Origin of the sequence: Novipirellula methanifontis, from assembly GCF_052161655.1 — a bacterium.
GTDB lineage: Bacteria > Planctomycetota > Planctomycetia > Pirellulales > Pirellulaceae > Novipirellula.
The window spans coordinates 5033971-5047238 of record NZ_CP197418.1 but is presented as its reverse complement, the minus strand read 5'-3'; the positions used below and the strand labels follow the sequence as shown (position 1 = coordinate 5047238).

Here is a 13268-nt window from a genome sequence, read left to right as displayed (position 1 = left end):
TGCCTCAGAGAGCAAAACATTACACGCTAATTCGATAATTTTTGAATTAGAGCAGATTGTCCACAATGCGGCTGCATCGTACACCGCGTCACGTCTCGCTGCTATCGCGACGCAACTTGCACGCATCAACCAAATCGATCGCCACACCTTGCCGAGAAATGGGGGCAGAAGCACGAACGGCTTTGGCGACACTCGTCACTGACAAATAAACTTGACATCGCACATGTAAAGTATATCATACATTCATAGCGTAGTTGGAACCCGGTAAACAGTTGCCCTGCGGAGACTTGTTATGAACGCGTTACAGAAGGTTGCGTGGACCGAACTGAGTGTCTCCATTTTGGCGTTAACTTCGGTTCTGATTCTTTACCCGTGGTTTGGCGACCGAGCGACGGCGGGATTTGGGCTGCTCGGACTCCTTGGACTCGCACCGCTGTTCATGATTCGCCGCGGCGACAAGATTCTAAGTGACGAACGCGATCAAGATATCGAACTTCGCTCTAAGTTCTACGGGTTTGGAACCGCGTGGGTGTTCTTATTCCTCTCGCTTATTGCGATCGCGATGTGGCATAGCTACCACGAACTGGACGTTCCTACGAAGTACGTTTTTGCCGTGGTCTGGATGCAGTTTGTCGTTTGCTACGGAGTAAAGGGCGCCATTGCATTGCATTTCTACCGAGGCAGTCATCGTGCCGCGTAAATCGGAACCGAAACTGCGGAACAAGGTGCGAGAACTACGAACAACGCGTTCCGGCTTGACCCAACAGGCTTTGGCTGACGAAGTTGGCGTCACTCGGCAAACGATCGTTGCGATGGAGTCGAGTGCCTACACGCCATCCTTGCCGCTGGCAATTCGGATCGCAAGAGTTTTTGGTCTCGCGGTGGAAGAAGTATTTACTCTCGACGAATAACGTGGCGATTCTGGAAATCAAGTTGTGCTTAATCGAGGCGAACTGTCGCCGGCTACGAAAAGCAACGCAGTCGTAAGCTGCTCCTTTGTTTCTATCGCACTCGACATTTCGTTGACGCTCTCCTCCCTTGCCCCTAAATTCAAGTTACCTGGAGACAGAACTCAGCAAATACGATGATGGCGAGACCAGACCCGGAACATCCCACTGAGCTCGAACTCCGCTTTTGGGAATTGCGGTGAATGCGGATCCAATAGAGGATCGCAAAGTGCGTGAGTCGCTGGCTGTAAGTCGGCGTTATCTGGCACGTACCACCGTGAACCTTACAACCGTCGATTGGTCAGAAATGTTTTTGAAAACGATGCTCGCGTTCGGGTTGTGGATCGTTGGCGGTTCGCGGCTACTGCGAACCCTTCAGGCGATCACCGATTCAGACTCTCTCAAGATCGTCTTTAAGCAATCATCAAGTCCTTCGATTCCACGACGTGCTGCGGCAATGTCATTAGCCTTGATCGTTGGAGCAAGCGTTTCGCCGGCCGCCCAAATTGAGATTCGCTACCCGCATTGCATTGTCGAGTCAGAGAACCTCCCAAAGCGTTCGTTGAACGACGCGATCGCCCAATTCAATCACACATCACTGGAAAGTCCTGTTGGCCTTCGGCAACCGCCCATCACTGAGCAAGAGACTCGCGATGCGATTGAGAAGTTCATTGGCGAGCCGCATGTGGTTGATTCAGTTCGCACGCAACTGAGAGAAATCCTCAAGTCGGGTAACTTGCCTCCCAATGTCTACTTCCGCCGATTCACTCGGTTTGACGACGAGCAACAGATGCGTGGCGTGTGGTGGGTGCGATTGTGTGTCGAAGGAGACGCTCCGCCGATGAGCTCAGTCCCGGTTCGCACGACGGACCATTTTACGCGACCCTACACACAGCTAGAACGTCAACAGAATGCGGAACCGGGCGTTACCCTGATCAATCGTTTTTCTTCGTACTTCGAAGATGTGCCCAACATTCTCTTGCCGGTCGACTTTCCCGACGGCAAGGAAAAGCGTCTGATTGATCGTGCAAGCGATTCGATCGCGAACAAAGATATTGCTGCGTTCGAGTCGCTGTTCGATTGGAAAGACGTGAGTGATTCGATTCGAGCATTTGTAAAAACAGAATTCCAAACGCTGGCGGCATCCACGATTCACGGCATCAAAATCACGCCCCGGAATTTTCGTGGCGAGTTGCTTCATTGGTCCGCCTATCAGTACTACCAGCCCAACCTGCCGGTTGTCGGCTACCTAGAGATTGAGTACTCGCCCACTGGCGACCATGCCGTGGGTAAGAAAATTCTGTCGCTGGAAATGGGAGACGCAGGAGCCGATTTTCGATTGGTCAACTATATCGAAACCGGCAAGCGAAATCTTCCCACGGGCAAGGTGATGAATTTATCGATGCGTGGCCACATTGAACTACTGGCCGATGGGACCTTCTTGGTGACGTCGATCATCACCAATCCAGACACGCTGATTTCAGGTCACCTAGCCAACGAAGAGATATGGCAACGCGACTACAACAAAACCGCCAGAAAGACCGGTAAAAACATCAAGGACAAATCGCGAGAGCCAAACGACCCAAAGAGAGACGCAGACGCAAAACCATCTTTGAACTCCGAAGAGTCCGCGCCGACTACACGGGCAAAATCTGAATCGGAGATTTCTGATGGCGACCTAACTGACGCAATCAATCTCGGCGATCTGACAATTGGTGAAGTGAAGCTCCCTTCTGAAGAAAATCGGCACGCGGCCGATCTTGCTTCGAAGAACGCTCCGCCAACGAACGACATGAACTGGATAGTCTCGCCTCAAGTCTGCCGTGGCAAGACCTACTCAAGTACTGCGAAAGCGGCAGAGTGGAAATCGGACGAAGAAAATCGAGTTGTGCTCGCAGCGATTGAGGATGGCGTGATGAACGCGAGCGTCTTGCCACACGACGGAGCGGATTTTGTTGTCAACGTCAGACTGCGGGTTGCGGATAACGCCACTTGTCGCTTAACGGTGGGTGATTCGGTGTTCGACATTTCGAATGTGGGGACACAAGCCAGATTGGTTTTTCGGGGCACGGAACATCGAAGCGAATTGGAGGAAAAGTCATCTGAGTGGATACTGGTGACGGTACGCAGACGCGACGGCCAAAGTTCCGCTACACTCAACAATCAGCAGGCCATTGATCTTGGCACCGAACTCAAAGCGATTGAGCACATCGGAATTCAATCGATCCAAGGCACAATCAGCGTCAGTCACTTCGTGGTGACGGGCAACGTGTACATACGGAAATAGCCAATCACCACGGACAGACAGTCGTGTTCCTTACCCGCCGTATGGGGACGATGTGTAACGCAAGGATTTGACTCAGTGACATGGCTTATGGTAAACAATGCGGGTGGACAGAAGGGTACCAAAACCCCCTAACACGTTTTCCGTCATCCTTGGGTTCTCCGCCGTGAGGAGTGGTTGATCCCGATGGCATTAGCGAGCTGGCTGAGTGAGCTGGCGGGGACAGCAGATTGCGGAAGTGAACTAGATGTCTCCCAACACGCACTGATTCGGCTACTCCTGAGTAAATCGTATGGATTCAACTTCCGCCAGTCTGTTAAGGCGATTGCGAAAGCCCAATGCAGAGGATGCATGGCGACGGTTTGTGTTTCTGTACACGCCACTGATCTATCGCTGGGCCCGAAACAACGGTTTCACCTCCGCTGATTCCTCCGACCTCGTGCAAGCCGTTTTTGCCAAGTTGTTAGTCAAGTTGCCCGAATTCGAATACGACCCATCACGTCGCTTTCGGGCTTGGTTGATCACGATCGTTCGCAATCAAGCGACTGACTATTGGCGACGGGCCAAGTTCAATACGCTGGGGCCCGAGGGTATTGCCGAGGAGATTCCCGATTCTTTCGCTTCCGAAGATTTTCTCGAAGAACGAGAGTATCGGGCATTCTTAATGAGTCGAGCCCGGCAATTGATGGAGACAGAATTCGAACCGCTAACATGGCAGGCTTGTTGGAAGTATGTGGCCGAAGGTCAGTCAGCCGCAGATGCGGGGCGAGAACTGGGCATATCTGCAAACGCCGTTCGCGTCGCTAAGTGCCGTGTGCTAAAACGTTTGCGTCAAGAACTCGCAGGTCTTCTGGATTGAATCTCCGAAACGTCTGAAATGTTTCGCTCCCATGGCACGTACTTACATTAGACGCTCTTCGTCCGCCTGGGCGGCCTGGCTCCAGACGATGATCTCTGGGCCTCATTTTACAACTGGATTGACGCTATGCCTGTTAAAGACTGCCCCAATAATGACACCCTCGGTCGATACGTACTCGGCCAATTAACCCCCGAAAATTCGGAGTTGGTAGAAAGTCATTTGGAAGCGTGCGAAGCCTGTGGCGCCCTTGCGGACACGCTTAGTCCGATGGACGAGCTCACTCAGGCTTTTGCAGATTCGGATCGTGGGCCCGACGAACATGCCGATGTCGTCGATGATTTGATTCAGCGTATTCAGGCGGATCACGCCAATGCCAATTCAGAAACGAACGACGGTTCAGAAACGACGGACGGTACAGGTATCGGTACGGGCATCGGTCAAGGCGACACTCAGTTCGCAACCTTGTTGCGTGACGCCGAGAGCCCAGCGGAACTGGGACGCTTGGGCGGTTATCGGGTGCTCGAAGTCTTGGGGACAGGCGGAATGGGAATGGTGTTCCGCGCCGAAGATATCGAACTGCGGCGAATGGTGGCGTTAAAGGTAATCAAACCCAGCGCCGTCCACCATACCGATGCAGCGGATCGTTTTCTGCGTGAAGCTCAAGCAGCAGCGGCGATCGAACATGAGAACATCGTCGCCATCTATCAGGTCGGTCGAGATCGAGACGTCCCCTTCATCGCGATGCCTCTTCTGAAGGGGGAATCGATGGAAGAGACATTGGTTCGCGAAGGGGCAATGGACGAACTAAGGGCAGTCAGGATTGGGCATCAGATTGCAGAAGGACTCTCCGCGGCACACCGCAGCAACTTGATCCATCGTGACATCAAACCAGACAATCTATGGCTCGTCGATGGCGACGCTCGCGTCAAGATTCTCGACTTTGGTCTGGCCCGCGAAATCGAGCGAGACGCTGGATTCACTCGCACGGGCGTGGTAGTTGGAACACCTCGCTACATGGCTCCTGAACAGGCGTTGGGCGAGGAAGTCGATCACCGCAGTGACTTATTTAGTCTCGGAAGCGTGCTCTATCGCATGGTCAGCGGCAAGACGCCGTTTCGCGGAAAGAACGTCACGTCGGTGCTGATGGCCGTCGCCAAAGCGGAACCAAAGCCAATCCAGCAACGCACACCGGGTATGGATAGCGAATTCGCCGATTTGATCATGCATTTGCTCTCCAAAGATCCGGAGGCACGCCCGCAATCAGCGCAGGACGTCGCAGATCGCCTAGCCCTCATCGAATATCGATTGACCACAAAGTCGGCGGCAACTGAAAGTGTCGAAACGTCAGCCGCAACGTCACCGGCAACGTCGGTCGCCCCACCATGGATTCGAACGGGCATCGCTGCTGGAGCGCTGGTTGGCTTGCTGTTCTTTGGTTTTTTGTGGGCCAATGGTGTCCTGTTTAAAGTCGAAACTTCCAACGGCACGTTGGTGATCAAAACAACTGGGGAAGACTTTTCAACCCGTTTCAAACAAGGTGCGTTCACCGTCGAAAACACGAAGACTGGCAAACAGGTGAATGTTCAGTATGACGAATCGAAGCCAAGTCTTTTACCTGAAGGGGAGTACCGCTTTGTGCTCAATTCCTCCGACGGGCTGAAGACGGAAACCAACCGATTTGTGATCCGCAACGGCGAGACGCAAACGGTTGAGGTCTGGTGGGAGGCACCATCGAACGTCGTCAACAGCGGCAATCCGAGGGCTTCTGCGGGGGCAGGCGAACTCGAGTTGACGCCAGAACAACGCGAGAAGATCGCCATGTGGAAATCACTTAAACCAAAGCTCCGCGCTAAAGCGGTCGAGGCAGAACTGAAATCCCATTTTAAGTTTGGGGGCTCAGTCGAGTTCAATGATGATATTTCCACAGTCAAGATCGTTGCACCAGGGTTTCGTCATATCTGGCCGTTGATGGCAATGGATACCCTTCGGACGATAGACGTTGCCAAAGCCAGCGTGACGGACTTTGGGGCGATCCAAAAATTGCCTCTGGAAAGTATCCAGGTCAGTACGGCTGTTTACAATCCGCTTGCCGATGCCCAACTGAAATTCATCAAGACCCTGAAAACGATCAACGCGCAACCTGCTCTGGAATACCTTTCCAATCGCGCCGCATTGCGGACAGAAATTGACGAATTTGCAGCAGCCGCAAAGTCTTTGCCAACCGAACCAGTTGTCGATTGGGTCAATCAGATGTTGACGCGACTGAATCCCGGAAGCCCTGTTCGACTGGTCACGCAAGGCGTGTCCTCTCAAGATTTGATTGGATATGTGAAACAAGAGGGCGGCTATTTTGTGCATGCCCGCTTTTGCGGTGGGTTACGCGATCTCTCGCCACTTCGAGTCTTACCTTTCTCGAGACTTGATGTTTCCGGAGAAGACGAGTTATTTGATTTGTCGCCTTTGAAAGGCCTCCCGCTCCGTTCGGTTTCGCTACGATCGATGGTTGCTGATTTGGCTCCGATTGCCCAACCAGAATTGGAATCGTTGTCGTTATTTTCTTGTGCGGTGGATGATTTGAGTCCACTACGTGGGATATCAATCCGTGAGTGTCACGTGTGGTCCAATCCGGTTTCCGACATCGAGCCAATCGCACAGGAAAGTCTGCGAAAACTGAGTATTGCAGGGTGTCCGGTCGAGAACTTGGACGCACTGCGAGGCCTCGAGTTGGAAAGTTTGAATGTGAACGAAACGCCCATTCGAGACATTTCCGTACTCAAGGGCATGCCGCTCGAAGTCTTGGGAATTCAACTTGGTGGACACGCTTCGGACCAATACCGTTGGAATAATTGGGGCCCCGTTCCCAACCCACTGACGGACTTGGAACCGCTCCGAGGCATGCCACTAAAATCGTTGACTCTGGACTACGCTCCCGAGCACGAAATGGTGGTCCGCTTCCTTGGTCCGAAATTGACGATCAATGGTCATTCCGCCGATCGATTTTTCATCGATCAGAGAAAACTCCGTGATGCCACACCGATCAAGTCGCTACCCGAAAGTATGCGAGCGCAGCGCGGCCTGATGATTTCGACGCCGGCCGAAACGAAGGAGTTTCTTGACTCCGCAGAAAAACTACCAACACAGTTTCGCGTTAACGCCGTCGTAGCGAAGATTGCTGAGTTAGCGAATCATGGTGTTGAGGTAACCCGTTCGGCCAAGTTGGCCATCGAGCTAACGCCCAAAGGACCGCAGCCAACACAGTGCATTATCGATGCTTGGTCGGTTCACCAGATCTGGCCACTGCAAGTGATCAAGTCCTTGCAGTCGCTCGATATTCGTGGATCAAGTGTGACTGATTTTACGCCGTTGCGTGAACTGCAATTGAAGCAATTGGATGCGGAGGTGGTACTTTACAACATCGCCGCCGACAAAGTATTCGCCGAAATCGACTCGTTGGAAACGATCAACGGGATTCCCAAAGATGAATTCCTTGTGCAGCGTGCTTCGATGCGAAGGGAATTCGACGAGTTTGCCAAAGTTGCGTCATCGCTTTCCTCCGCTGAGATTTTCAGCTGGATCGCTCCTCGGCTCGCCAAACTCAATCCAGATTATGAAATGGGAGGTTTCACGGCCCAGGGCATCCAACCTGGTGATCAACGCATCTCCTTCGAAAACGGATTGCTGAAAATCTGGTCCGGAAGCAAGCTGCGTGACTTGTCACCATTTCGAGTGCTGCCTATGACCAAATTGTCGATCACTGCCTTCAATAACATCGGAGGTCCAAGCCTCTACGATCTTTCGCCTCTGAAGGGCTTGGCGATTGAGAGTCTGAGCATTGGTGGGAATCCACTGGCGGACCTCCGTCCGATCGCAGAGTTGCCGCTACGCGAGCTCAGTCTTTCGCTCGTAGCCGTCAGCGACTTATCGCCTTTAGAAAAGATGCCACTCGAAACCATCAATGTGCGCAATACCTTTGTTGAAGACTACGGACCGCTCAAGAAGATCAAGACGCTGAAGACCATCAATGACAAACCCGCGGAGGAGTTTTTAGCCGAGCAGGGTTAGCAGCCAACTGACGACAAGCTAGTTTTTCAATCCAGTGAGGATTCACGCGGCAATGGTTGAATCGATTCAAGCAGCCAGTCGTTCACGAAAGAAAAATCATCGTCAACCGATCTGACAACGTCCGTGAGGCATTTTCTTCCGTGAATTGCGCCGTTTTAACGTAGCGGAAGTCGTCAACGACTTGTTGATTTAATCCAGATGCAAATCGCAACGGTGAGCCGTGGGCCGTAAGGCACCGGGTAGCGCGCGGGACCCGGCCGCTGACGCGTCACGGCTCACTAGATCAACAAGCCATCAAGACTTTCGTTGACTGTCCGGGATCCCCAAACTCTTGACGAGTTCCGCTACGAAATGCTTCACAGCGTTTCGTTTGGGCGCTAGCTCCGGTTCAGCGCCGGAACCGTGGCAAACGCCAAAACGGCCAATTTTCGGGCAGACGCCTGGCTAACTGCTTAGCCGAGTGGCGGTGTCGATTTTCTACACGAAAACTAATCGTGGCGTAGATTTCATCATTCCTTGCGCTGCGCCCGGGGCACTGGTGGGCTCTGTAGAGTGAGCGGGGAGGTTATTTGAAGGTGTTGTTCCATTTCTCTGGACAGATGGCTTAATCGTGGAATTCTTTATTTCGATCCTTTTCGGCTGGGGTTTGATCACTCTGGCAGGCCATTTTTCATGGATATTGCTGACGAAACTTTATCAGTTGCTCGTCGGGGCAACGCCTGTTCCTAACAGTCGTGTCGATCGTGACGGGTTTAACGCAGTTTTGGAACGTTTGGTATTTCGGGGACAACTCAGTCGCGAGGAAGCAGCCCAATTATGGGACAAAGCAGAACGAATTGAATCGAAGCAGCTGGCGCCGATGGGAGCTGCACCTATCCCGCCGCCGTCTGCCATTCAGCCGGATAGTGAGCCGGTTGTCGCGGCGGAACTTGTCGATGATTCAAGTCCAATAGTCGCGCCGGTCACGCCTCCGCATTATCCGCTTTCTGATCGACGTGCATGGTCCGAGGTGGTCGCGTCCTTTTTGGCGGTTCACAACATTCGTTGGGGAGAATTGGTCGCCGGGGTTCTGATTGTATTCTGCTCGATCGGACTCGTGATGAGTTTATGGAGTACTTTGACGACGGTCCATCGTGTGGTTCCGTCCATTATCTTCATGACTGCGAATGCGGCGATTTTCCTAGCTGGTTTCTACACATTGGCAAAGTGGAAACTGAGGCACACCAGTCGAGCAGTGCTGTTGATCGCGACACTTTTGGTCCCACTCAGCGTGATGGCAGGACTAGCAACGACGGGGGACATTCGAGCGGCGGTGTCGCTTTCGGAGCCCATCACCCTGATTGCGATTGTGATCGGCGTCATCATCAATAGTGTGTTGCTGCTTGGTACAGGGCGTGCGCTATACGGACGCGCAAGAGCACTCGCATTTGCCGTTTCGGTTGCGGGCCCTACGTTGATCATTCCTTTGATACCAGCTCTGTTGCGAACACTGGGCGACACTGCCGGTTACGTCGTTGCGGCTGCGAGCTTCATGGTTGCTGGGGCACTCATCGGTTTTCAAAAGCCTCACCGGGCTGCCACCCTGAATCGGCGCTACCTATCGTGTGGCTCTCGACATCAGTGGTCGTTCCTTGGTGTGAGTGTTTTCTCATTGATTGCCGTCGCGCTTGCATTTGCCTACATCGGACGTGATCTGGGCTCGCCGCTAGGGAATTCACTTCTTATTGGCTGCCTACCCGCGCTCGCAGCATGGGCCGTCGGTACACACTGGACCAAGCTGAAGTCGACGTTGGCATCGCACCAGTTTGTTGGTCAAGTGATCTGCATTTTATGTTGCAGCTTGATCTTTGTTGCATTGCCAGTACTGGCGTCTGACATCGTTTCGTTGTGGTTGTGGGCGATCGTTTCAACGTCGGCTTTCGTTGGATTGTGGAGTGTCTATCGTCGTCCTCCTTGGTTGGCGATCGCCAGCTTGCCCGTGGGAATTGCGGCCGTGCTCAGTAGTACCAGCTGGATGCGGCAAGTTTCTTGGGACTCGATTCCCTGGACGCATCGAATTGTGGGTGGCGAACCCATGCTCGCGGGACTCGTGTTGGCCGCCGTCGCCTTTGGCTTAGCAAAATTGAAGCGAGGAACCGCCGAGGAGCGATCGTTATTGGCAGTCGCTGCGGCATGGTTTGGACTGACTGCGATCAATTCGACCGTGCTTGCGTTTGCGGGAGATGAACGGTTCGGCATCGTTCCCCATTTCCTTCAGATTGCGATTTTGGCACTCCTTGTGTCGGGCAGTGTCTATGCCGCTTGCACGGGCAGACTCTCGGCAATCGTTGCCGGAGTACTGACCGCCGTTCTGGCGTGCAGTTTGTTCCACCCCATCACGCTCGTTCCGACGATGGTGTTCGGCGATGAAAAAAGCTGGTTGCTTTCACTCGTGTTTTCCGGAGTTGTTTTGGCAGTTTGCTTAGAGCTGGCGAAGCGAATTTCGACAGAAAACCGGCAGCGAATCCTCACGGAGTGGAGCAATGCGGCGAGCCTGTACTTGGGTGGCTCTCTCGCGCTGATCGCGCTCTCGATCAATAACGGATGGGTTTCGGAAAACGCGGCGACGGTGTTGATCGTTGTGGCGGTTTGGTTGGTCGTTTCAATACGGTGGCTCACGACAAGCGAAGGGATGAATTTAACAACATCGCTCGGATTGTGTTTGGTGCCGTGTGCCGTTGTGACCAGTGCAGCTCTCTATTGGGACCTTCACTTCGTTGCGTGGTTTGAATTGTCGGCGGTGGCTATTTTTGTCTTTTCCGAAGCAGTTGCGGTGATCTCCGCCGCCAATGGCCAAGACCGCCTTGATCGTTCGACATTGTCTGTTTCGCTGATCGCGATCGTGTGTGGTATCGCAGCGTTTGTGCTTGGACCTGTGTTTGACACGCAGACCTCCGCCGTATTGTCACTCGTTTCGCTTTCAATTGTGGCACTTATCATTGGAGTTGCTTGGGGACGAAAACGGGAGTCGCAGCTTCATCACACTTGCATGCGTTTGGCATGTGGCTTGGTTCTATTTGGAGGCGGATGGACGTTTGCGAATTGGTATCGATCCAGTGGGTCGATCGATGAACTGCGAACGTTGATTGTCGTTTGGACAACAGGCTGGATGTTGTATTGGCAGGCGACACTAATGTTGCGAAGCCGCATCAAAAACGAAGCACACACGTATGGAACGGTTGGCTTTGCGATGCTCTCGGTGCTGCTAGTCGCTGTTGAAATCGCCCACGAAACGATTCGACTGGATTCCGGTGGTCAGACTTCCCAGCAGCTTTTGCTGTTTGCGGTTCGTGCGTTGTTCATATTTCTTCTTGCCAGTCTCACTTGGGTTCGAAGTAAGAACGCGTGGACACTTGGGGCTTCTCTCACTGTGGCCATCGCCGTCATTGGTTGCAGCTTCATGAGCGCCACCCATTTCGCCGGACTTTCGGCTTGGCATGCAGCCGTTGTCTCCGTGATCGCAGCGTCAACGTTGTCAGCTTTGGCAGCGATGGGATTGACGGCGATCGTTCGCCTGCACCGTTCTGCGATGGTTCGACCGGTTGGCAATAGTCCTGCCGCATCGGATCATGGCAATTCAATTCTTTGGCCGCTAATGGCGAGCGTGGTGGTTTCCGGGTTCGCTGGCGTGGCCTCGATGATGTCGGATGCATCCTACGGAGTTTCTCAGTTGCTCGTTTCGGCGATCGCGATTGCCGCGTTTGGAATGAGCGAATTAGCGGAGCGTTTGAACCGTACATCGCTTCAGCGATTTACATTTGCAACTGTCTTTCTTGCCATTTATATGGCCGCCAGTGTTCCAGTAAGCGGCCAATTGCACCCGTTGCTATGTGGAACGATGCGTTGGTTCATTGTCTCAGTCGCGATGTTTCCCGCTTTGATGTGGGCGATGCCGAGAGTGTTCGGCGAAGCTTGGACAAGTCGCTGGCGCGGCTCTCTTGATCATGCCGCTTATGTTTGTGGCGTGATCGCGAGCGGCTCGCTGATTGGAATGCTGATTCAAGAATCCGTGATTCGTGACTACACGGGAATTCGCGACCTTCCGCTCACGTTGATCATCGGTGTGGCACTGACGATCGCGGTGCTAAGCGGCGTCGCCGCATGGATAAGCATCCAACGTTTAGAATTGAAGGATTCCTATCGCCGTGGATTGATTATCGCGGCCCAGGTACTTGGTTTGCTTGCTTGGTTGCATTTGTTCTTGTGTCGTCGAGACTTCGCCTTGTTTGGGCTTCAAGCGTATTGGCCGTACCTTGTCTTGTTTATCGCGTTCTTGAGTGTGGGACTGGTCGAGTTTTTGAAGCGACGAGGAGACTCGGTATTGGCGGGGACATTGGGCCAAACGAGTCTTTATCTGCCCCTCATTCCTGCGATTGGGATGTTGATGAGCGGCGGAGGAGAATCGATAGCGAGTGCTATCCCAGGGATTCCATCGTTGACGATCCTGCTAACCATCGCCGCTGGCTATTACATCGGGTTGTCGCGATTATGGAACGGGTTGCCGCCAAAGGTGTTGATGGTGTTGTTTGCGAATTCTGCGTTCTGGTCCCTTTTGGCTCAGCGTCCTGGTTGGAGTTTCTTCAGTCATCCGCAGTTCTGGTTGATTCCGCCGGCGATCTGTGTACTGATCGTTGCCCAAATGAATCGCGAGCAGCTCGAAGCACGATTCTTAGCGGCCATTCGCTACAGCGCGACAATTCTGATCTACGTCAGCAGCACTGCGGATATGTTCGTCCATCAGATTGGATCGAGTTTGTGGGGGCCGGTGATCCTGATCTTGTTGGCACTCGCAGGGATTGCTGCAGGAGTCGTTTTACGAGTTCGGCCGTTCCTGTACTTGGGCAGCTTCTTCGTGCTCATTGGTGTGATCAGCATGGTGTGGCACGCGCAACGTTCGATCGATCAAGTTTGGCCGTGGTGGGTGTTCGGAATCACAACAGGAGTGGGACTACTCGTCGCCCTGATGTCGATCGAAAAGAACAAAGGAAAACTACAACAACTATCCGCCCGTTTAGCGACATGGGAGTCGTAACGAGGGCTTAAGCGAATTGGATTTGCTAACAAACAGTGAACAGTG

6 protein-coding genes are annotated in these 13268 nt (G+C 53.1%); all 6 read left to right on the top strand.

Annotation, left to right across the window (positions count from 1 at the left end; all coding sequences use genetic code 11):
* Window positions 1-292: 292 nt before the first annotated feature.
* Window positions 293-700, top strand: coding sequence for a hypothetical protein (locus tag SH528x_RS18385; RefSeq protein WP_442511927.1), 408 nt, complete (start codon window positions 293-295; stop codon window positions 698-700).
* On the top strand, window positions 690-911 hold the full coding sequence (locus SH528x_RS18380; protein WP_442511926.1) for a helix-turn-helix transcriptional regulator: 222 nt from the start codon (window positions 690-692) through the stop codon (window positions 909-911). Before SH528x_RS18385 ends, SH528x_RS18380 begins: the two co-directional genes overlap by 11 nt.
* Before the next feature lie 235 nt (window positions 912-1146).
* Complete coding sequence (locus SH528x_RS18375) at window positions 1147-3234, top strand: hypothetical protein (RefSeq protein ID WP_442511925.1); 2088 nt, start codon at window positions 1147-1149, stop codon at window positions 3232-3234.
* A 289-nt stretch (window positions 3235-3523) separates the two neighbouring features.
* Entirely contained in the window at window positions 3524-4090 is a 567-nt protein-coding gene (locus SH528x_RS18370) for an RNA polymerase sigma factor (RefSeq protein ID WP_442511924.1), read from the top strand.
* A 126-nt stretch (window positions 4091-4216) separates the two neighbouring features.
* Complete coding sequence (locus SH528x_RS18365; RefSeq protein WP_442511923.1) at window positions 4217-8152, top strand: protein kinase domain-containing protein; 3936 nt, start codon at window positions 4217-4219, stop codon at window positions 8150-8152.
* 610 nt (window positions 8153-8762) lie between these two features.
* A complete protein-coding gene (locus SH528x_RS18360; protein ID WP_442511922.1) occupies window positions 8763-13223 on the top strand; it encodes a hypothetical protein in 4461 nt (1486 codons plus the stop codon).
* Window positions 13224-13268: the final 45 nt, after the last annotated feature.

Bases quoted from the DNA above. Each gene is read 5' to 3' on its own strand.
- SH528x_RS18365 (WP_442511923.1), top strand. From the start codon at position 4,217: ATGCCTGTTAAAGACTGCCCCAATAATGACACCCTCGGTCGATACGTA.
- SH528x_RS18385 (WP_442511927.1), top strand. From the start codon at position 293: ATGAACGCGTTACAGAAGGTTGCGTGGACCGAACTGAGTGTCTCCATT.
- SH528x_RS18370 (WP_442511924.1), top strand. From the start codon at position 3,524: ATGGATTCAACTTCCGCCAGTCTGTTAAGGCGATTGCGAAAGCCCAAT.